Consider the following 19,925-nt stretch of genomic DNA (forward strand, 5'->3'; position numbering starts at 1 on the left):
CCGCCGGGTGGACGGGCTCAGTCCTCGGCGGCGGTCCGGGCCAGCGCCGAGGCGGTCTCGGTGACCCGCGCGAGGACGTCGCGCAGCTCGGCGGGACCCAGGGCGTCGAGCTCCTCGCGCGGTGTGATCCGGACCTGGTCGAGGGCCCCGGCCGGCAGCCCGAGGTCCCGCCACACGGACCACACGTCCGCGGCCAGCGCCCGGGCGCCTGCCGGTCCGGGGGGCACAGGGACAAGGCCCAGCCACAGCTGCAGGCCGTCCTCGACGAGCGCGGCGAGCGGCTCCCACTCGTGCGCCGAACCGGCGGGGGCGGGCACGTGCACCGCGTCCGCTCCGATCTCCCGGGCGAGCCGGGGATCGACCCCGGCGGGCAGCCGCAGGGCGACGGCGGCGGCGCCGGCCTCCCGGCAGGCCTCGACCACGGTGGTCAGCGACCTCCGGGCCTCCGCCGCGGGGACCGCGCGCAGGGTCCGGTAGCCGCTCATCGTGGGCAGGCCTCCCGCGAGCACCCGGGCGAGCTCGGGCTCGTCCAGCTGGACGAGGACGTCCCGCCCGGGCGCCGCGGCGCGCACCGCCCGGACGTGCTCGAGGACGCCGGAGGCCAGGGAGTCGGCGATGTCGCGGCGGGCGCCGTGGTCCTTGAGCGCCCGCTCCCCCGCGTGCAGGTGGAGCCGGGCGGCCAGGCTGAGCGGGCCGAACAACTGGGTCTTGACCGGTGCGTCGTCGGGGCCGCTCTCGGCGCCGATCACGTCGGCCAGCACGTTGACGTCACCGGCCAGCAGCGCCCGTGCGGACCGGGAGTCCTTGCCGGGGACCCCGGACACGCGCAGCCCGTGGGGCTGCCGGTCCGCGTGGAGCTGGTCGAGCACCGCGGCCGTGCGGGCGACGGGGTCGGCGGCCGCACCCCGGGCCGGCAGGACGGGCAGGAAGGAGATGTGGGGCGCCCCGAGCTCGCCCCGCAGCAGGGTCACGGACTCGACGACGTCGGTGCCGGGCATCGCGCCGAGGGCCGTGCCCACGACGCCGGGGACGTCGGGGTCGGCGCGCCGGGGAGCGGCGGGGGCGTGGGGCGTCACGAGGGGTCGTCGTCCTCCCGCCGGTGGTCCTCGGAGAGGGCCACGTGGTGGCGGATGACCTCGCTGATGATGAAGTTCAGGAACTTCTCCGCGAACTCCGGATCGAGCTGCGCGGAGGCCGCGAGCGCCCGGAGACGTCCGATCTGGGCGGACTCCCGGTCGGGGTCGCCGGCGGGCAGGCCGTGGGTGGCCTTGAGGACGCCGACGCGCTGGGTGGCCTTGAACCGCTCGGCGAGCAGGTGCACCAGGGCCGCGTCGATGTTGTCGATGGTGCCGCGGATGGACTGCAGCTCGGCGAGCACGCGGGGGTCGGCCCGGCCCTGCAGCGAGGACGCGTCGGCGTCGAAGTCCTGGTGGGCCCGGACGCCGGCGGAGGCGTGGGGGTGCGGTGCGTTCATGCCGGCCAGTCTATCGGGCGGGATCGGGCCGGGCGGGACCGGGCCGGGCGGCGACGTCGGGGCGGGCCAGCGAGTGGGCGCGGTCCACCGTGGCCTGGCCGAGGACCCGGGTGCCCTGGTAGAGCACGACCGACTGGCCGGGGGCCACGCCGCGCATCGGCTCCTCGAGGCGGACCACGAGTTCGGGCACCGGGTCGCCGCCGGGCCCCTCGACGAGCTCGAGGCGGGCCCGGGCGGGGACCGGGTCCCCGTGCGCCCGGACCTGGGCGAGGACGGGGAACGGGTCCGACGCCGTCCCGGCCGCGGCCCCGGGGCGCAGGAGCGGGCCCGCCTCGGGCACGGGCGCCCCGGCCCAGGAGGGGCGGATCCCGCGCAGCTCGTCGACGGCCAGCATCGCCTGCGGGCCCACGACGACCTCGTTGGTCCTCGGCCGGATCTCCAGGACGAAGCGCGGCTTGCCGTCGGGGGCGGGGGTGCCGATCCGCAGGCCCTTGCGCTGGCCCACGGTGAACGCGTTGGCTCCGGGGTGGGTGCCGACCACGTTCCCGTCGACGTCCTTGATCTCCCCCTCGGTCATCTCGATGCGCTCCGCGAGCCAGCCGCGGGTGTCGCCGTCGGGGATGAAGCAGATGTCGTGGGAGTCGGGCTTGCTCGCCACGGACAGCCCGCGGCGGGCCGCCTCGGCGCGCACCTCGGCCTTGGACGGGGTCTCGGCCAGCGGGAGCAGCACGTGCTCGAGCTGCTGGGCCGTGAGCACGCCGAGGACGTAGGACTGGTCCTTCGCCCAGTCCGCGGCGCGGTGCAGCTCCCGGCGGCCGTCGGGGTCCTCGACCACCTTGGCGTAGTGGCCGGTGCACACCGCGTCGAAGCCCAGGGCGAGGGCCTTCTCGAGCAGGGCGGCGAACTTGATCTTCTCGTTGCAGCGCAGGCACGGGTTGGGGGTGCGCCCGGCCGCGTACTCCGCCACGAAGTCGTCGACGACGTCGGCCTGGAACCGCTCGGAGAAGTCCCACACGTAGTACGGGATGCCGAGGACGTCGGCGGCGCGCCACGCGTCCCGGGAGTCCTCGATCGTGCAGCAGCCCCGGGAGCCGGTGCGCAGGGTGCCGGGCGTGCGCGAGAGCGCGAGGTGGACTCCCGTCACGTCGTGGCCGGCGTCGACGGCGCGGGCCGCCGCCACGGCCGAGTCGACGCCGCCGCTCATGGCTGCCAGTACTCGCACGGTGAGATCGTCTCCAGGGGTGAGGGGTCGGGGGTCGGTGCCGGGGTTCGTGGTCCGTGTCGTCAACGGGGCGCGGCGGGCCGGTATTCCCCGGGCCGGCGGGCGTCCCCCGCGCTCCCCGCCGGCCCGGGCTCAGGCCGGCGCCGCGCCGGAGAGCCCGGCGCGCAGCGCGCGCCGGTGGACCTCCGGCAGGGCGGCGAGGAGGGCGTCGACGTCGGCGGCGGTGCTGGTGCGGCCCAGGCTGAAGCGCTGCGCGCCGCGCGCGGTGGCCTCGTCCAGGCCCATGGCCAGCAGCACGGAGGACGCGCGGGGCACCCCGGCGTGGCACGCCGAGCCGGTGGAGGAGGCGATCCCGGCGCCGTCCAGCAGGAACAGCAGCGAGTCCCCCTCGCAGCCGGGGAAGGTGAAGTGGGCGTTCCCGGGCAGCCGGGCACCCGCGTGCTCCGGGTCCTCCGGGCCGCGCAGGACGGCGTCGGGCACGATCCGGCGCACGCCCTCCACCAGCCGGTCGCGCAGCCCGGCGAGCCGCTCCGCCTCGGCCTCCCGCTCCGCGGCGGCCTCCCGCGCCGCCACGCCGAAACCGGCGAGCGCGGCGGCGTCGAGGGTGCCGGAGCGCACCGTGCGCTCCTGGCCGCCGCCGTGCTGGACGGGCGCCAGCCCCACGGTGCGCCCGGCCACGAGGGCCCCGGCGCCCACGGGACCGCCCAGCTTGTGGGCGGAGACGGCCAGGGTGGTGAGCCCGGGCAGGTGGGCGTCGACGGGCAGGGAGCCGAAGGCCTGCACGGCGTCGCAGTGGAAGGGGACCCCGAACTCCTCCGCGAGCGCGGCGAGCTCCGCGACGGGCTGGACGGTGCCCACCTCGTTGTTCGCCCACATGACGGTCAGCAGCGCGGTGGAGCCGGGGTCCCGGGCCAGTTCCGCCCGGACGGCGGCCGGATCCACCCGGCCGGTCGCGTCGACGGGCAGCCAGACGGGCTCGGCGCCCTCGTGGGCGGCCAGCCACTCCACGGTGTCGGCCACCGCGGCGTGCTCCACGGAGGACGCGAGGATGCGCCGGCGGCGGGGGTCCTGCCCGCGCCGGTGCCGGTACAGGCCCTGGACGGCCAGGTTGTCGGCCTCGGTGCCCCCGGAGGTGAAGACGATCTCGACGGGGTCCGCGCCCAGCGCCGCCGCGACCTCGTCGCGGGCCTGCTCCACGACGGCGCGCGCCGCGCGGCCGGGCCGGTGCAGCGAGGAGGGGTTGCCGCCGCGCGCGAGCTGCTCGGCGACCGCGGCGAGCGCGGAGGGGCGCAGCGGCGCGGTGGCGGCGTGGTCGAGGTAGACGGGCTCGTGCGGCACGCCCGCCAGTCTAGGGGCCCGGCCTGGGCGCGCGCCGGGCGTCCGTAGACTGGCGGTCATGCTCCGCATCCTCTTCCACACCCCCGAGATCCCGGGCAACACCGGCAACGCCATCCGCCTCGCCGCGGTCACCGGGGCCGAGCTGCACCTCGTGGAGCCGCTGGGCTTCGACTTCGGCTCCGCGCACCTGCGCCGGGCCGGCCTCGACTACCACGACCTCGCGGTGCTGACCGTCCACCCGGACCTGGACGCGGCCTGGGCCGCCCTGGCCCCGGAACGGGTCTGGGCGTTCACCACCGACGGCGAGATCTCGCACACGGACGTGGCCTACCGCCCCGGGGACGTGCTGCTGTTCGGACCCGAGTCGGTGGGCCTGCCCGCCGCGGTGAAGGCGGACCCGCACGTCACCGCGCGGGTCCGCATCCCCATGCTGCCGGCCCGCCGGTCGCTGAACCTGGCGAACTCGGCGTCCATCGCCGTCTACGAGGCCTGGCGCCAGCTGGGCTTCGCGGGCGCCGGGAACTGAGCGCCCGCGCAGGGACCGGCCGTCCGGCCGCCGGCTACTGCTCGTCGGCGTCGCCGACCGTGACCTCCACGGTGCGCTCTTCGCCGCCGCGCGAGAACGTCATCGTCCCGGTGCCGCCGGCGGGCAGCTCGCGCACGGCCGCCGTCAGGGAGTTCGCGTCCTGGATGCGGTGGCCGTTGAACTCCGTGATGACGTCGTCCACCTCCAGCCCGGCGTCGTCGGCCGGCGAGCCGGGCACGACCTGCTGCACCGCGGCGCCGTCGGAGAAGGCCTGGCTGCGGCCCTCCGCGCCCGGAGCGGCGCTCACGCTCGTGCCGAGGTAGCCGTGCGTGGCCCGGCCGTCGTCGATGATCTCCTCGGCCACCCGCTTCGCGGTGTCGACCGGGATCGAGAAGCCCACCCCGATGTTGCCGGCCTCCGCGCTGGAGCCGGCCGAGGCGATGGCCACGTTGATCCCGATCACCTCGCCGTCCGTGTCGATCAGCGGCCCGCCCGAGTTGCCGGGGTTGATGGCGGCGTCGGTCTGGATCACGTTGAGGAACACCGACGGCGAGGAGCCCTGCGAGCGGCCGCCGGAGCCGCCGTCCTCGTCGGGGAGGTTGAAGAAGAAGTCGTTGCCGTCGCCCTGCTCGCCGCTCTCGCCCTCCGACGGCGCGCTCGGCGCGGCGGAGGAGGCGACCGTGATGGTGCGGTTGAGGGTGGAGACGATCCCGTCGGTCACCGTGCCCGCGAGGCCCAGCGGCGCGCCGATGGCGATGGCCGTGTCGCCCACGTTCACGTCGTCCAGGGAGCCCAGGACCGCCGGGGTCAGCCCCGGGGCGTCGACCTTCAGGACCGCGAGGTCGGACAGCGGGTCGGTGCCGACCACCTCGGCCGGGAGCACGCGGCCGTCGTCGAGCTGCACCTCGAGGGAGGGACTGCTCGTGGTCCCGTCGAGTGTCACCACGTGCGTGTTGGTGAGGACGTGCCCCTCGTCGTCGATGATCACCCCGGACCCGGAGCCGTTCTGGCCGCCGCCGGAGGCGGAGATCGTCACCACGGAGGGGGACGCCTTCACGGCCGCCGCGGTGACCGCGTTCACCTCGTCCTGGTCGTTGACGATGATCGAGCTGGTCGTGGACCCGCCCGCGGCCGGCGCCGCACCGCCGCCGTCGAGCAGGGCGTCCGTGCCCACGGCCGCCCCCGCCCCGACCACTGCGGCCAGGACCATGCCCGTCACCAGCGAGCCCCCCGAGAAGCGGCGCCGCTCCCGGCGCGACCCGGCGCCGCTCCCGGCGCCGTGGCCCCACGGGTGCTGGGCGGCGGGGTCCCCGCCGCCCTGCCACGCGCCCGGGAAGGGGCCCCCGTCCTGCTCGCCGGCTCCGGGGCGCGGCCCGTAGACGGGGCGCGCGTCCCGCTCGGCGCCGGACGCCCACGGGTCGTGGGCCGGACGGCCGGTGACCGGCGGAAGGGGCTGCGTGAGCTGGGGGTCGGCACCGGAACGGGGGTCTCGGGGCTCGGACATGGGGGTCTCCTCCTGGAAAGGGACGGGCCCGGCCGGCCCCGGTGCGGGCGGGGGTGGCGCGGGCGGCTTTGCCCCCAAGTATCCACGCCCGCACTGAGACGACGCTGAGAACGCTGGTCGCGCCCCGGACGCCGTCCGGACAGCCCCCGAGGGGCTGCCGGGCGCCCACGGGAGGTCATCAGCCGCCATGTGCTTTCGCCCTGCGCGTAGGCCCGGTGCCGATCACCACGCCGTGGCACCCCCGTCCTAGAATCAGGAGCACCGACCACGTGAGGGAGATCATGCACTGGCGCCCCATTGCCCGCAGGACCGTCGCCGGCTGCGGCCTGACGCTCGCCCTGTTCGTCCCCGCCGGAGCCGCTGTCGCCCAGCCGCCCGTGGACGTGCCCCCTGGCGAGCGGATCGTCGACGAGGCCGGGGTCCTGGACGACCCCTCGGCGCTGGCCTCGGACGTGCGCGAGCTCGCCACCCAGGAGGGCATCACCCTGACCGCGGTCTTCGTCGACTCCTTCACCGACCCCTCGGACCCCGACGCGTGGCTGCAGGACTTCGCCGAGCTCAACGACCTCGGCAGCTCGGACGCGGTGCTGGTCGTCGCCACGGAGGACCGCCAGCAGCGGTTCTCCGCGTACTCGACCGGGCCCCTGAGCACCGAGCAGCAGGAGCGCATCAGCCGGCAGTACATCACGCCGGCGCTCGCGGCCGACGACTGGGACGGCGCCGTCGAGGGCGCCGTCGAGGGCATCGAGGCGGAGCTCTCCGGCGCTCCCGCCGGGACCGAGGACAGCTCCGACGGGGGCGGGGCGGGCTTCGGGCTGCTCGGCCTCGGGGCGCTCGGCCTGGGCGGGCTCGCGGTCTACGGCATGGCCTCCCGCAACAAGAAGCGCCGGCAGCAGCAGTCCGCCCCGCACGGCGGGCCCGGCGGCCAGGACGCCTCGCAGGGCCCCGGTGGTCCCGTGCAGGACGTCCCGGTGCCGGAGCTGCGCAAGCGGGCCGGGGAGCTGCTCGTGGCCACCGACAACGCCATCCAGCACTCCGAGCAGGAGCTGGCCTTCGCGCAGCTGCAGTACGGGGACGAGGAGGTCGAGCCGTTCCGCCGCGCCATCCGGGACGCCAAGAAGCACATGCAGGCCTCGTTCGCCCTCCAGCAGCAGCTCGAGGACCACATCCTCGACACCGAGGAGCAGCAGCGGGCCTGGCTCGGCGAGATCATCGCCCGCTCCCAGGACGCCCAGCGCCCCCTCCAGGAGCACCAGGAGGCCTTCAGCTCGCTGCGCCGGCTGGAGTCCCGCGCCCCGCAGGCCCTCGAGGACGTCCAGCGCCACGCCGAGGCCGTGCGTCCCCGCTTCGCCACGGCCGACGCCCGGCTGCGGGAGCTGACCGTCCACTACAACGAGACCGCCCTCGCCCCCGTCAAGGACAACATCGAGCAGGCCAGGGACCGGCTCGACTTCGTGGACACCGCCGTCGAGGAGGCCCGCACGGACCTCGCCGCGGGGCGCACGAGCGACGCCGTGCTGGACATCCGCGCCGCCGAGGAGGGCGTGGGGCAGGCCGGCGGGCTGCTCGACGCCGTGGAGCACGCGGCCACCGAGCTCGCCCACGCCGAGGAGTCCCTCAAGGACGCGGTGACCATCGCCCAGCGGGACGTCGCCGAGGCGGACGCCCTCGTCCGGCGCGGCTCCAACCCGGAGCTCGCGGGAGCGGTCGCCGGCGTCGGCGCCGTCCTGCGCACCGTCGAGGAGCAGATGGGCGCGGGCCGGATCGATCCGCTCGGCCTGAGCCGTCGCCTGGCGGTGGCCAAGGACGAGCTCGACAAGGGGCTCGCGTCGGTGCGCTCCCAGAACGACCGCGACCGTTCCGCGCGGGAGACCCTCGCCCACACCCTCGTCTCCGCGCAGGCGCAGCTGAGCTCGGCGAGCGAGTACATCTGGGCCCGCCGCGGCGGTGTCGGCCCGGAGGCCCGCACCCGCCTCGCGGAGGCCGAGCGCTACCTCGAGGCCGCCCAGCGGACCCGGAAGTCGGACCCCTCCGAGGCGCTCACCTGCGCCAACGAGGCCGTCCGTCTCGCCGGCGAGGCCCAGTACATCGCGCAGCGCGACGTCGACTCCTTCTCCTCCGGCGGCTTCGGCACGCCCATGGGGATGGGCGGCCACCGGGGCCGCTCCAACAGCGGCATGGGCGGCGCGATGCTCGGCGGCATCCTCCTCGGCTCGATCCTCAACGGCGGCGGCGGCTTCGGCGGCGGTGGCGGTGGCGGCGGCTTCGGCGGCAGCTTCGGCGGAGGCTTCGGCGGGGGCGGCGGCTTCGGCGGCGGCATCGGGGGCAGCTTCTGATCCCGCCCGCCGGGCGCCCGTCCCCCCGGCGCGGCCCGGCCCACCCATCTGCCCGTCCCACGACCCCTGTCCGGCCCACGACCCCGGGAGGCCCTCCCGGGAAGCACCAGAGAGAAGGAACCATGATCAAGCAGTCCATCTTCGGCCGCATCGCCCAGCTCGCGAAGGCCAACATCAACGCCATGATCGACGCCGCCGAGGACCCGCAGCTCATGCTGGACCAGATGGTGCGCGACTACACCGAGAACATCCGCGAGGCCGAGGCCGCCGTCGCGCAGACCATCGGCAGCCTGCGCCTGCTCGAGCAGGACCACGCGGAGGACGTGCGCGAGTCCCAGGAGTGGGGCAACAAGGCCCTGGCCGCCTCGAACAAGGCCGAGGAGTACCTCGGGGCCGGCAAGGCCTCCGAGGCCCAGAAGTTCGACAACCTCGCCAAGGTCGCCCTCCAGCGCCAGATCCAGTACGAGACGGAGGCCCGCGGCGCCGAGCCGCAGATCCAGGCCCAGACCGAGGTCGTGGAGAAGCTCAAGGACGGGCTCAACAAGATGCGGGGCAAGCTCCAGGAGCTGTCCAACAAGCGGGACGAGCTCAACGCCCGGCAGAAGACGGTCCAGGCGCAGTCGCAGGTCCAGGACGCGCTGAAGGCCTTCGACGTGCTCGACCCGACGAGCGAGGTGTCCCGGTTCGAGGACAAGATCCGGCGCGAGGAGGCCCGCGTCCTCGGCCAGCAGGAGCTCGCCGCGTCCTCCCTGGACGCGCAGTTCGAGTCCCTCGAGTCCCTCGGCCAGCAGACCGAGATCGAGGCCCGTCTCGCGGCCCTGAAGTCCAGGAACGCCGAGCGGATCGTCTCCTCCGAAGAGGTCTGAGGCGAGCCCCTCGCCGGGAACGGGAAGAGGCCCCACGGCCGCGGCCGTGGGGCCTCTTCGCTGCCCGGGAGAACCCCGGGCACGACGAAGGCCCCCGGACCGTGGTGGTCCGGGGGCCTTCTGGAAGTTGCGGGGGCAAGATTTGAACTTGCGACCTCTGGGTTATGAGCCCAGCGAGCTACCGAACTGCTCCACCCCGCGGCGACATGTATGACTATACGTGCCGCGGGGTGGACCCGCAAATCGGCTACCCGGCGGGCTGCTCGGCCGGCTCCTCGGGGGCGAGGGCGCCCTCCGCCTCGGGGGCGACGACGCCGTCCGCCTCGAGCGCCCGCTCGATGGCGTCCTGGAGCCGCTGCTGGGCCTCACCGTACGAGGTCCAGTCGCCCTCCTGCAGGGCCTCCTCGGACTCCTGGATCGCCTGGTTGGCGTCGCTGAGGGCGTCCTCGAGGCTGCCGCCGGCCGGGGACTCCGCCCCGTCCTCGCCGGCCCCGTCCGGGCTCCCGGCCTCGGCGTCGTCGACGCCCGCCCCGGACGACGTCTGCGCGCCGGAGTCGCCCTGGAAGACCTCGTCGAGGGCCTCCTCCAGGGTGGGCGCGAAGCCCACCTCCTCGCCGAAGCCGACCAGCACGCGCCGCAGCGTCGGGTACGCGGCGTCGCCCGAGGACTGGACGTAGACGGGCTGGACGTAGAGCATGCCGCCGCCCGCGGGCAGGGTGAGCAGGTTGCCGTTGATGACCTCGGAGGCGCCCTGGCGGAGCAGGTTCAGCTCCGTCGAGACGTCCGTGTCCGAGTTGAAGAGGTTCTGCGCCTGGCCGGGGCCGGGCACCACGGAGGAGCGCGGCAGCTCGAGGAGGCGCAGTGTGCCGTACTCGTCGCTCTTGACCCCCTCCTCGCCGGTCCCGGCGTCGGAGTTGGCGGACAGGTACCCGTACATCACGTTGCGGGTGTTGCCCGTCTCGGACTGCTGCGGGATGAACGAGGTGGTGAGCGAGAAGTTGGCCTCGTCCTCACCGGGCATCCGCATCGACAGGTAGTACGGGGGCAGGGCCACGTCGGTGTCCTGCGTCGGGTCGTTGGGCACGGACCAGACGTCGTCGTTGGCGTAGAAGCTGTTCGCGTCGGTGACGTGGTAGCGGTTGAGCAGCTCCCGCTGGACCTTGAACATGTCCTGCGGGTACCGCACGTGCGCCATGAGGTCCGCGGACATCTCGGAGTAGGGCTGGAGCGTGTCGGGGAAGACGTTCTGCCACGCCTTCAGCACCGGGTCCTCGTCGTCCCACGCGTACAGGTTCACGGTGCCGTCGTAGGCGTTGACCGTGGCCTTGACCGAGTTGCGGATGTAGTTGACCCGCTCCGGCGGCAGGGTCGCGGCGGCGCCCTGGGCGGTCTGCGTGTCCTGCGTGGCCTCCTGCAGCACCGACGGCGTCGAGTACGGGTAGGCGTCGGAGGTGGTGTAGGCGTCCACGATCCACTGGACCTGGCCGTCGATGATGGCCGGGTACGGGGCGCCGTCGACCGTGAGGTACGGGGCGACCTTCTCGACGCGCTCGCGCGGGTCCCGGTCGTAGAGGATCTGCGACTCCGGGCGCACGGCGTCCGAGAGCAGCATGTCCGAGGACTGGAACTTGATCGAGTAGGCCAGGCGGTTGAAGAAGTTGCCGATGCTGGGCCCGCCGTTGCCGGCGAACGTCGTCTTGGCGTCGCCCGCCTGGTCGCCGGCCGTCTGCGGACGGTCCAGCTCGAGGGGCTCGTCGCCCTCCGCGCCGCCGACGATCGAGTACGTCGGGGAGTTCTCCCCGAAGTAGATGCGCGGCTCGTAGTCGTCCGAGATCACGCCCCGGGAGGGGATGCCGGCCTGCATGAACTGCGGCTTGCCGTCGACCTCGACCCGGTTGCCGTAGGCGGCGACCACGCCGTAGCCGTGGGTGTAGACCACGTGCTGGTTGAACCACCCCTGGTTCTGGTCGGGGTTCAGCTCACGGGTGGCGATGACGGTGTCCTGGACCTCGCCGTCGATCTCGTAGCGGTCCACGTTGAGGGTGTCCGGGAACTGGTAGTACGGGCGGAACTGCTGCAGCTGGGAGAACGCGGCGGAGACCACGTTGGGGTCCAGCAGGCGGATGTTCGACGTCGTCTCGGTGTCCTGGCGCAGCGCGCCCTGCTCGGTCTCCGTGGTGGCGTCGTACGGCATGACCTCGGCCGCGTCCAGCCCGTAGGCCGAGCGGGTGAGGTCGATGTTGCGCTGGATGTACTGGTTCTCCAGGGCCTGCTCCGTGGGCGTGACCTGGAAGCGCTGGACGATCCACGGGTAGATCCCGCCGGCCACCACCGCGACCACGAGCAGCATGGCGGTGCCGATGACCGGCAGCCGCCAGCGGCCGATGAAGGACGCCACGACGAACAGGATCGCCACGATCAGGGCGGCCGCCGCGAGGATCGCCTTGGTGGGGATCACGGCGTTGACGTCGGTGTACAGGGCACCCGTCCACGTCCCGGACGAGGACTGCAGCGTGGAGTACCGGTCCAGCCAGAAGTTCGCGGCCTGGAGCAGCAGGAACAGCGCGGCCAGCACCCCGAGGTGGACGCGAGAGGCCCGGGTGGTGCTGAGCCCCCGCTCGGTGATCCGGATGCCCCCGTAGACGTAGTGCATGAGGATCCCCGCCACGCCGGCCAGCAGGATCGCCGAGACGAGGAAGCCGATGAGGAAGCGCAGGAACGGGAGCGTGAAGACGTAGAAGCCGAGGTCGAGGCCGAACTGCGGGTCCTCCTGGCCGAACGGCTCCTGGTTGAGGAACAGCAGCACCGTGTCCCACTGCGTCATCGCCGTGCTCGCCGCGAAGAGCCCGAAGAGCACGGGAACGACCACCATGACGATCTTGCGGACCGGCTCCAGGGCCTCCTGGTAGCGGCGCAGGTTGTCGTCCACGATGGACTCGGCCGTGATCGGCCGGTTCCGGTAGGCGAGGAAGAGGCTGGCGAACATCAGCGCCGCCACGAGCACGGCGGCGACCACGAAGATGATGATCTTCGTGACGTTCTCCGTGACGAACACGCTGAGGTAGCCCAGCTGGTCGTACCACAGGACGTCCGTGTAGAGCTGCGTCAGTCCCACGAAGGCGGCCACGAGGACCAGGACGACCACGACCGTCGGCCACAGCGCACCCCGTTTCCGCCGCTGTCCTGCTGGCTGCTGCCTCGGTGGTCGGGGGGCTGTTGGTCCGGCGGTCACTGGTTACCTCTGCAATCGGCGTCGTTCGTCAGATGTGGTGCGTGAAGTCGTGGGGTGCGGGATGCTGCGGGGAGGAGCGCCGCCGGCGGGTCGCCGGGGCACCCTGTCCATTCTGCCCGCGGGCTTCTCGGGGGTGCAATCGTGCACGCGGCGGCCGTCATCCGGCGGCGCACGCCGGCAGCGCCGAGAGGTCCCCGCCGTCCCCGACCGCCTCGGCCGCGGCCACGGCGTCGTCGAGGGTGCGCACGGACAGGACCGTCAGCCCTTCCGGGACGTGTCCCTGGGCCTCGGCGCAGTTGCCCTCCGGGGCGAGGAAGACCTCCGCCCCGGCAGCGGCGGCTCCCTCGAGCTTCTGCCGGATGCCGCCGATGGGCCCCACCTCCCCCTCCGGGGTGATGGTGCCGGTGCCGGCCACGTGCCGGTCCCCGGCGATCGAGCCCGGGGTCAGCTCGTCGACGATCCCCAGGGCGAACATCAGCCCCGCGCTGGGCCCGCCGACCTCGTCCAGCTCGAAGTCCACGTCGATCGGGAACTCGTAGGCGGGCAGGAGGTACACGCCGAGCTGCCAGTTCCCCGACGCCTCGTCGCGCACGGTGTCCACCTCGACCTCGCGCGGGGCCCCGGCGCGCTCGATCTGCAGGGTGACGCCCCGCTCCCCCGCCGCGTCGAGGGCCGACTTGAGGGACGCCAGGGCGGTGACCGGCTCCCCGTCCACGCCGCGCAGGACGTCGCCGTGCTCGAGCACCCCCTGCGCGGGGCCGCCCGGCACGGTCCCCTGCACCGAGAGCCGGGTGTCGAAGTCCTGGTCCAGGTGCGTCAGCGCCGCCGCGATCGAGTCCTCCTGCGAGGTGCTCATGGCCAGCATGCTGTGCTGGGCGGCCTCCTCGTCGGAGACGTCCCGGGGATAGAGGGTGTCGGCCGGCACGACGGAGGCGGACGGGTCCAGCCAGGACCCGAGGACGGTGAGCACGTTGACGTTCTTGTCGGGCCCCCCGGTGACGTAGACCGTGGTCAGGTCCAGGACGGACTCGCTCGGATAGGTCGGGGCGCCGGAGACCCCCAGCAGCTGCCGGCCGTCGTGCTCCCCCACGGTGTTGAACGTGGGGCCGGGAGCCTCGATCACGAACGGCGCGGGCAGCACCGTCCCGGCCAGCAGCAGCCCGGCGGACCCGAGCAGCGCCCAGGACTCGAGGCCGCGGCGGCGCAGCGCACGGCGCGGGCGGGGGGAAGCGGTCACGGGCGGTCCTCGGCGGTCGTCGTCGGTGGGACCGGAGGCGGTGAGGCCACCCGGTCCGGACGGTTCAGCTTATCGTGCGGGACCCTCCCCTGAGCTTCCAGCGAACTGGGAGTTGGCCCATGGTCGGCCCCGTCCGGTGCTCGCTACGCTGGGAGCAGAGACGTCGGGCGCGCCCGTGCCGCCCGATCCCCCGACCCGACCGAAGAACGGTGGACCCATGACTCCCCAGCCTCCCAACGACCGACCCGGGAACAACCCCGGGGACGACTCCGGCGACGGCCCCAAGGACCCCTTCCAGGAGATGCTCGAGCGTCTCATGGGGCAGAGCGGGATGAGCCCCGAGGACCTCCAGCGCGCCGGTGTGCCGGTGGATCCCCAGGCGATGTCCATGATGTTCCAGCAGATCCAGTCCATGATGGGCGCCGGGGCGTCCGAGGGGCCGGTCAACTGGAAGCTCGCCCACGACCACGCCCGGCGGATCGCCGCCGAGGGCGGCGACCCGTCCGTGACCCCCGCCCAGCGCGGGGCGGTCGAGGACGCGATGCGCCTCGCCGAGCTGTGGCTGGCCGACCACACCGATTTCGGACAGCCCTCGATCCTGCCCCAGGCGTGGTCCCGCGCGGAGTGGATCGAGGCCACCCAGGAGACCTGGAAGGACATGACGGGCCCGGTCGCGGAGTCCGTGACGAAGGCGCTCACGGACGCCCTCACCCAGCAGCTGCCCCCCGAGCTCTCCGCCATGATGGGCGGGGCCTCGGGCATGCTCGCCGGCGCGGGCGGGATGCTGTTCGGGATCCAGCTGGGCCAGGCCATCGGCGGTCTGTCCCGCGAGGTGCTGTGCTCCACCGACATCGGCCTGCCGCTCGCGGAGGGCCGGTCCGGGCTGCTGCCCGCCAGCATCAAGGACTTCGGCGAGGGCCTGGACATCCCGGCGCAGGAGATCATGCTCTACGTCGCCGTGCGCGAGGCGGCCCACGTCCGGCTGTTCGCGGCGAACCCGTGGCTGCGCCAGCACATCCTGGACCTCGTCAAGCGCTTCTCCGCGGGGATCCACATCGACATGGCCCGCATCGAGGAGGCCGCGCGGGACATCGACCCGATGGACCCCTCGAGCATGCAGGAGGCCCTGAGCTCGGGGATCTTCGCCCCGCAGCAGACCCCCGACCAGGAGGTCACGCTCCAGCGGCTCGAGACGGTGCTCGCCCTCGTGGAGGGCTGGGTGCACGTGGTGACCGTCGCCTCGACCGCCAACCTGCCCTCCGCGGAGGCCCTGTCCGAGACCGTCCGGCGGCGCCGCGCCTCCGGCGGGCCCGCCGAGCACGCGTTCGGCTCCCTCGTGGGGCTGGAGCTGCGGCCGCGCCGGCTGCGCGAGGCCGCGCAGTTCTGGCAGTACGTCGGCGAGCGCCGCGGCGTGCAGGACCGGGACGGGCTGTGGGACGCCGCGGAGCTGCTGCCCACCGACGAGGACCTGGACGACCCCGCGGGCTTCACCGAGCGCCGCGGGCTGCTCACCGCCTCCGAGGACGAGGTCGACGCCGCGCTCCAGCGGCTGCTCTCCGGCGGCTACGAGGGGCCCGGCGCGGACGGCGGCCCCGGCACGGAGGGCGACGCCGGGCGGCCGGAGGGCGACGGCCCTCAGGACGGGGACGGCTCCCGCTGATCCGCCTCGGCGCCGTCCGCGCGACGGTGCGCCCACGCCGCGCCGTCGAGGAAGGCCCGGGCCCTCTCGGCCAGGGGGTACCGGGCCTCGAGGTCCCGGAACCGGGGGCTGTGGTCGGCCTCGAGCAGGTGCGCGAGCTCGTGCACCAGCACGAAGTCGAGCACCCACTCCGGGGCCTCCTGGAGCTGCGCCGAGATCCGGATGACGCCGGTGGCGGGCGTCGCGGAGCCCCACCGGGTGTGCTGCCGACCCGACCACCGCACGTCCGAGGGCCGGGCGCGACCGTCGAGGTGGCGCCGGGACAGCTCCTGGGCCCGCTGCAGGAGACGGTCGTCGGAGCGCCGATCGGCGCCCTTGGCCGCCTCACGGCGCCGGCGCTCCACGACCCGGGGCACCAGCTCGCGGGTCCAGTGCTCGATCTCCCGCCGGGTGGCCGTCTGGGGGACCGAGAGCACCACCGTGTCCTCGCTCCAGTGGGCGGACACGGTCTTGCGCCGGCGGGCGGAGCGGCGCACGACGACCTCGGGCTGCGACGGTACGGGCATGGGGCCATTGAACACGTCGCGGGCGCGGGCCGCGAAACGCGGCCCGCTCGTGTGCACGGTCCGGCGACGTGGACTGTGCACGGCCCGTCGGCGGGGGCGCGGCGGGCGCGGCCCGGGTGACAGTGGCGACGTCCCGCCCGTTCGTCCCGGAAGGCCTCCCGTGCCCACCACCCCGTTCCCCGGCGCCCGTCCGGGACACCACCAGGACCCGGGCCAGCGCCCGTCCTGCCTCGAGCGTCCCCGTCCCGACGAGGTGCACGTCCTGTTCCTGGGCCTGGACGGCCTCGCCGCGGCGCTGGCCGTACGCCTGCTGCGCTGCGGCGTGCTCGGGCTCAACGTCAACGACACCGCGCCTGTGACGGCCGCCGACCTCGGGACCGGGGCGTACCGGCCCGCGGACGTCGGCCGTCCCCGCGAGGCGGCCCTGCGCCGGAGGCTGCGCGAGCTCGATCCCCGGTGCGCCCCGGTCAGCGCGCCGGAACTGTTCCCCGGTGCCCTGCTGCCGGGCACCGTCGTGGTGCACAGTCTCGCGCTCCTGGCCGCTCCCCCGGTCGGCCGGCCCCTGCCCGGGCCGGTGGAAGCGGATTCGTGGGCGGGCATCGACCCCCGGCACCCGCTGGTGTCGCTGCACCGCGCCGGCGGTGTCCTCCTGCGCTGGCCCACCGTGGCCTGGGCGCACCGGCCCTGCCCGGACTGCGTGCGGGCGACGCTCGAGGGCAGGGAGCCCGGTGCGGCGCCCCACGGCCCGGCCGCCGTCCTCGCCGCGTGGGCGGCCCCGGCCCACGCGGAGGCCGTCGCGGTCCGGCTGGCCGTCGAGGTGCTCGCGGTGGCCCTGGCCTCGCTGTGCGAGGACGACGACCGCGGACACGGGCCCGCGGCCCGGGAGCGGGGCGGGGCCCGGCACGCGGCGCTCTTCGTCCCGCCGTGGCCGGACGCGGTGTCGTGGCCGGAGCTGGACCGGAGCCGGTGCCTGTGCGGACTCGATCAGGAGTGAGCGCGGGCGCCGCGCGGGCGGGACCGGTGCTGGGGCGGGCGGGGCCCGTCCGTTCCGCGCAGGGCGTCGAGGAACCGTGAGGGCTTGCGCGTGGGCCGCCCGCCCGGGGTGCGGGACAGGGTCCAGGAGAGCACCAGGTGCTCCCGGGCCCGCGTGATGCCCACGTACAGCAGCCGGCGCTCCTCGTCGATCTCGTCCGCGGTCTCGGCGAAGCCGATGGGCATCAGGCCCTCGCTGAGCCCCGCCAGGAACACGGCGTCCCACTCCAGGCCCTTGGCCGAGTGCAGGGACGCCAGCGTCACCCCGTTCATCACGGGGGCGTCCTGCTGGGCCATGCGCCGCTCGAGCTCCGCGGCGAAGGCGGGCAGGACGAACTGCTCCTCGCGGGCCGCGGCCTCCGCCGCCATCCGGTCCGCGAGCGAGACGAGGGCGGCCAGCGACTCCCACCGCTCCCGCACCGCGCCCGTGGAGCGCGGCGCCCGGTCCGAGTAGCCCAGGGAGGAGAGGATGTCGCGCACCAGGCGCGTCGGCTCGTCCGTGGCCTCGGCGGCCCGCGCCGCCGTGCGCAGCTGGACCACGGCCTGCTTGACCTCCGGCCGGTTGAAGAACCTCTCCGTGCCGCGCAGCTGGAAGCCGATGCCGGCCTCCGCGAGCGCGGTCTCGAAGGCCTGCGACTGCCCGTTGGTGCGGAAGAGCACGGCGATCTCGGCCGCCGGCACCCCGTCGTCGATCAGGTCCTGGATGCGTGCGGCCGTCCCCGCCGCCTCGGCCTCGTCGTCCGCGTACTCGTTCCAGGACGGGGGCGGCCCGTCCGGGCGCTGCGCCACGAGACGCAGCGGGGTGGCCCAGGCGCCGGGGGTCGACCCCCGCGCCGGCCGGCGGGCGGCGAGCAGGCGGTTGGCGGTCTCCACGACCTGCGGGGTGGAGCGGTAGTCGCGCACGAGCTCGATCACCCGTGCCTGCGGGTGCCGGGACGGGAACTCGAGCAGGTGCCGTGAGGTCGCGCCGGTGAAGGAGTAGATCGTCTGGGAGGCGTCGCCGACCACGCAGACGTCGTCCCGGCCTCCGAGCCAGGCGTCGAGGAGGCGCTGCTGGAGCGGGGAGACGTCCTGGTACTCGTCGACGACGAAGTGCCGGTACTGCTCGCGCACGGTCGCGGCGACGCGCTCGTCCTCCTCGAGCACGGCCACCGTGAGCAGCAGGACGTCCTCGAAGTCGATGAGGTGCCGGTCGGTCTTGAGCTCCTCGTAGGACTGGTACAGGCGCTGGACCGTGCGCACGTCGTAGTTCAGCGGCATGTCCCGCCCGGCGGCCCGGGCCGGGTAGGTGTCGGGGGTCAGCATCGAGACCTTGGCCCACTCGATCTCGGCGGCGAGGTCCCGCACGGCCGCGCGGTCCGTGGACAGGCGCATGTTCTGCGCGGCCTCGGTGATGAGCCGCGCCTTGTGCTCCACGAGCCCGGGCAGGGGTCCGCCGACGGCCTGGGGCCAGAAGTACTGCAGCTGGCGCAGGGCGGCGGCGTGGAACGTGCGTGTCTGCACCCCGGCGGCCCCGAGGCCGCGCAGCCGGTTGCGCATCTCGTTGGCGGCGCGGGCCGTGAACGTGAGGGCCAGGACCTTCTGCGGCGTGTAGACGCCCGTGGCGATGCCGTAGGCGATCCGGTGGGTGATGGCCCGGGTCTTGCCCGTGCCGGCGCCCGCGAGCACGCACACGGGACCGCGCAGTGCGGTCGCGACCTCCCGCTGCTCGGGGTCCAGGCCGGCGAGGATGCGCTCCTCGAGGGTCGACTCCACGTCCGTGACGGCCTCGCTCCCGGTCACCACGCGGTCTCCGGCAGGTCCTCGCCGAGCCAGTGCGCGATGAGCGCGTGCGCGATGGAGACCCGCCCGGGGAGGGTCACCGACCCGGTGCGTGCCGCCTCCCGCAGCTGCGCCCGCGTGAACCAGCGCAGCTCCAGGATCTCCTGGCCGTCCGGGACGGCCGAGCCGGAGTGCACCACGGCCCGGCAGCCGAGCATCAGGGAGCGCGGGAACGGCCAGGGCTGGGAGCCCAGGTACTGCACGTCCCCCACGGTCAGGCCCGCCTCCTCGGCGACCTCGCGGACCACGGCCTGCTCCAGGGACTCCCCCGGCTCCACGAACCCGGCGAGGGTCGAGAACCGGTCGCCCTTCCAGAGCGCCGAGCGGCCCAGCAGCAGTCGTTCCCGCGCCGGATCGGGATGGCCGTCGCTCACCGCCACGATGATCGCGGGGTCGGTGCGCGGGAAGTGCAGGGAGTCGTCGTTGCGGCACTGCCGGGCCCATCCGGAGCGGATCACCTCGGTGGGCTCCCCGCACTGCGGGCACCGGGGGTGGTCCCGGTGCCACAGGCCCACGGACTGGGCGGTGACGAGCAGCGAGGTGTCCTCGGCCGGGAGCACCGGACCCAGCTCGCGCAGACCGGCCCAGCGCAGCTCCTCCTCGCCCCGGGCCGCGGCGAACGCGGTCACGGCCGCCACGAGGGGCTCGGGCACCGCGAAGGGCTCCGCCGCGGCGTCCTCTCCCCCCGGCTCGGGGGCGGCGACGGCCCGCAGCAGGACCCGGGGGCCGCGGGCTCCGTCGGCACCGGGCAGCCGGCCCAGGTAGACCTCCGGCCGGCGGGGGTCGTGGGGCACGGCCGGGAGCTCCGCCGCGGGCACCAGGAGGAGGGCGTCGCCGGCCACGGGGGCGAGCCCGCCGGCGAGCACGAGCACGAGCGTGGCGGGGTCCTGCGCGGCGAGCACGCGCACGTCCTGGAGCTCACGGTCGACGGCGTCGCGGTCGAAGGCCGTCGCCGCGAACGGCAGGCGGGCCGGCGCGAGACGCTCGGGGGCGGGCACGGGGCGGGAGCCGGGGACGGGCTCGGGAAGGCTGGAGGCGGGCACGACTCCACTGTAGCGACCCGGCCGCGCCCCGGGCCCGGCAGGGTGGGGACGGGGACGACCGCCGTGCTCACCGGCGGGCCTCTTGTAGG

At 74.7% G+C, this 19,925-nt stretch carries 15 protein-coding genes and 1 tRNA gene; 5 read left to right on the forward strand and 11 right to left on the reverse strand.

Annotated features, from left to right (window positions below; all coding sequences use genetic code 11):
- Positions 1-17 precede the first annotated feature (17 nt).
- The 4 genes from Q0817_RS02890 to Q0817_RS02905 all read right to left on the reverse strand — a co-directional run bounded on the left by Q0817_RS02890 (position 18) and on the right by Q0817_RS02905 (position 4,034).
- Complete coding sequence (locus Q0817_RS02890) at positions 18-1,076, reverse strand: hypothetical protein (RefSeq protein ID WP_298583697.1); 1,059 nt, start codon at positions 1,074-1,076, stop codon at positions 18-20.
- Positions 1,073-1,474 (reverse strand): chorismate mutase, encoded by a 402-nt coding sequence (locus Q0817_RS02895; protein ID WP_298583699.1) that lies wholly within the window; start codon positions 1,472-1,474, stop codon positions 1,073-1,075. The genes Q0817_RS02890 and Q0817_RS02895 overlap by 4 nt, the downstream gene beginning before the upstream one ends.
- 10 nt (positions 1,475-1,484) lie before the next feature.
- Entirely contained in the window at positions 1,485-2,696 is a 1,212-nt protein-coding gene (mnmA, locus tag Q0817_RS02900) for a tRNA 2-thiouridine(34) synthase MnmA (protein ID WP_298583700.1), read from the reverse strand.
- 132 nt (positions 2,697-2,828) lie between these two features.
- Positions 2,829-4,034, reverse strand: coding sequence for a cysteine desulfurase family protein (locus tag Q0817_RS02905; protein ID WP_298583702.1), 1,206 nt, complete (start codon positions 4,032-4,034; stop codon positions 2,829-2,831).
- Between the two features lie 58 nt (positions 4,035-4,092).
- Here Q0817_RS02905 and Q0817_RS02910 point away from each other — a divergent pair, with 58 nt between their 5' ends.
- Entirely contained in the window at positions 4,093-4,560 is a 468-nt protein-coding gene (locus Q0817_RS02910; protein ID WP_298583703.1) for a tRNA (cytidine(34)-2'-O)-methyltransferase, read from the forward strand.
- 34 nt (positions 4,561-4,594) lie between these two features.
- On the opposite strand, the gene Q0817_RS02915 is transcribed toward Q0817_RS02910, so the two are convergent.
- Positions 4,595-6,064 carry a S1C family serine protease gene (locus Q0817_RS02915; protein ID WP_298583705.1) on the reverse strand — a complete coding sequence of 490 codons (1,470 nt, stop codon included), beginning with the start codon at positions 6,062-6,064 and terminating at the stop codon, positions 4,595-4,597.
- 269 nt (positions 6,065-6,333) lie between these two features.
- Here Q0817_RS02915 and Q0817_RS02920 point away from each other — a divergent pair, with 269 nt between their 5' ends.
- Entirely contained in the window at positions 6,334-8,400 is a 2,067-nt protein-coding gene (locus Q0817_RS02920) for a TPM domain-containing protein (protein WP_298583707.1), read from the forward strand.
- 122 nt (positions 8,401-8,522) lie between these two features.
- A complete protein-coding gene (locus Q0817_RS02925; protein WP_298583709.1) occupies positions 8,523-9,266 on the forward strand; it encodes a PspA/IM30 family protein in 744 nt (247 codons plus the stop codon).
- A 127-nt stretch (positions 9,267-9,393) separates the two neighbouring features.
- Here Q0817_RS02925 and Q0817_RS02930 read toward each other — a convergent pair.
- The 3 genes from Q0817_RS02930 to Q0817_RS02940 form a co-directional block, all read right to left on the reverse strand.
- A tRNA-Met gene (locus Q0817_RS02930) sits at positions 9,394-9,467 on the reverse strand.
- A 46-nt stretch (positions 9,468-9,513) separates the two neighbouring features.
- The gene (locus Q0817_RS02935) at positions 9,514-12,498 is read right to left on the reverse strand and encodes a UPF0182 family protein (protein ID WP_298583712.1); all 2,985 of its coding nucleotides are present in this window, start codon (positions 12,496-12,498) and stop codon (positions 9,514-9,516) included.
- A 157-nt stretch (positions 12,499-12,655) separates the two neighbouring features.
- Positions 12,656-13,735, reverse strand: a complete 1,080-nt coding sequence (locus tag Q0817_RS02940; protein WP_298583713.1) for a PDZ domain-containing protein — start codon at positions 13,733-13,735, stop codon at positions 12,656-12,658.
- Between the two features lie 217 nt (positions 13,736-13,952).
- Between Q0817_RS02940 and Q0817_RS02945 the strand changes: the two genes are divergently transcribed.
- Positions 13,953-15,395 carry a zinc-dependent metalloprotease gene (locus tag Q0817_RS02945; protein WP_298583715.1) on the forward strand — a complete coding sequence of 481 codons (1,443 nt, stop codon included), beginning with the start codon at positions 13,953-13,955 and terminating at the stop codon, positions 15,393-15,395.
- Here Q0817_RS02945 and Q0817_RS02950 read toward each other — a convergent pair.
- Positions 15,371-15,940 (reverse strand): M48 family metallopeptidase, encoded by a 570-nt coding sequence (locus Q0817_RS02950; RefSeq protein WP_298583717.1) that lies wholly within the window; start codon positions 15,938-15,940, stop codon positions 15,371-15,373. The genes Q0817_RS02945 and Q0817_RS02950 overlap by 25 nt on opposite strands.
- 160 nt (positions 15,941-16,100) lie before the next feature.
- Between Q0817_RS02950 and Q0817_RS02955 the strand changes: the two genes are divergently transcribed.
- Positions 16,101-16,934, forward strand: coding sequence for a ThiF family adenylyltransferase (locus tag Q0817_RS02955; RefSeq protein ID WP_298583719.1), 834 nt, complete (start codon positions 16,101-16,103; stop codon positions 16,932-16,934).
- On the opposite strand, the gene Q0817_RS02960 is transcribed toward Q0817_RS02955, so the two are convergent.
- Complete coding sequence (locus Q0817_RS02960) at positions 16,925-18,757, reverse strand: ATP-dependent helicase (RefSeq protein WP_298583720.1); 1,833 nt, start codon at positions 18,755-18,757, stop codon at positions 16,925-16,927. The two genes, Q0817_RS02955 and Q0817_RS02960, sit on opposite strands and share 10 nt — an antisense overlap.
- Positions 18,751-19,836, reverse strand: coding sequence for an NAD(+) diphosphatase (gene nudC, locus Q0817_RS02965; protein ID WP_298583722.1), 1,086 nt, complete (start codon positions 19,834-19,836; stop codon positions 18,751-18,753). Before nudC ends, Q0817_RS02960 begins: the two co-directional genes overlap by 7 nt.
- Between the last annotated feature and the right edge of the window lie 89 nt (positions 19,837-19,925).

It is taken from the genome of uncultured Kocuria sp., from assembly GCF_947500125.1.
In the GTDB taxonomy this organism is placed as follows: domain Bacteria; phylum Actinomycetota; class Actinomycetes; order Actinomycetales; family Micrococcaceae; genus Kocuria.

What these genes read in the sequence shown, in the direction of transcription:
- Q0817_RS02915 (WP_298583705.1), bottom strand. Translation starts at nt 6,064, where the DNA reads ATGTCCGAGCCCCGAGACCCCCGTTCCGGTGCCGACCCCCAGCTCACG.
- Q0817_RS02895 (WP_298583699.1), bottom strand. Translation starts at nt 1,474, where the DNA reads ATGAACGCACCGCACCCCCACGCCTCCGCCGGCGTCCGGGCCCACCAG.
- Q0817_RS02945 (WP_298583715.1), top strand. Translation starts at nt 13,953, where the DNA reads ATGACTCCCCAGCCTCCCAACGACCGACCCGGGAACAACCCCGGGGAC.
- Q0817_RS02950 (WP_298583717.1), bottom strand. Translation starts at nt 15,940, where the DNA reads ATGCCCGTACCGTCGCAGCCCGAGGTCGTCGTGCGCCGCTCCGCCCGC.
- Q0817_RS02910 (WP_298583703.1), top strand. Translation starts at nt 4,093, where the DNA reads ATGCTCCGCATCCTCTTCCACACCCCCGAGATCCCGGGCAACACCGGC.
- Q0817_RS02925 (WP_298583709.1), top strand. Translation starts at nt 8,523, where the DNA reads ATGATCAAGCAGTCCATCTTCGGCCGCATCGCCCAGCTCGCGAAGGCC.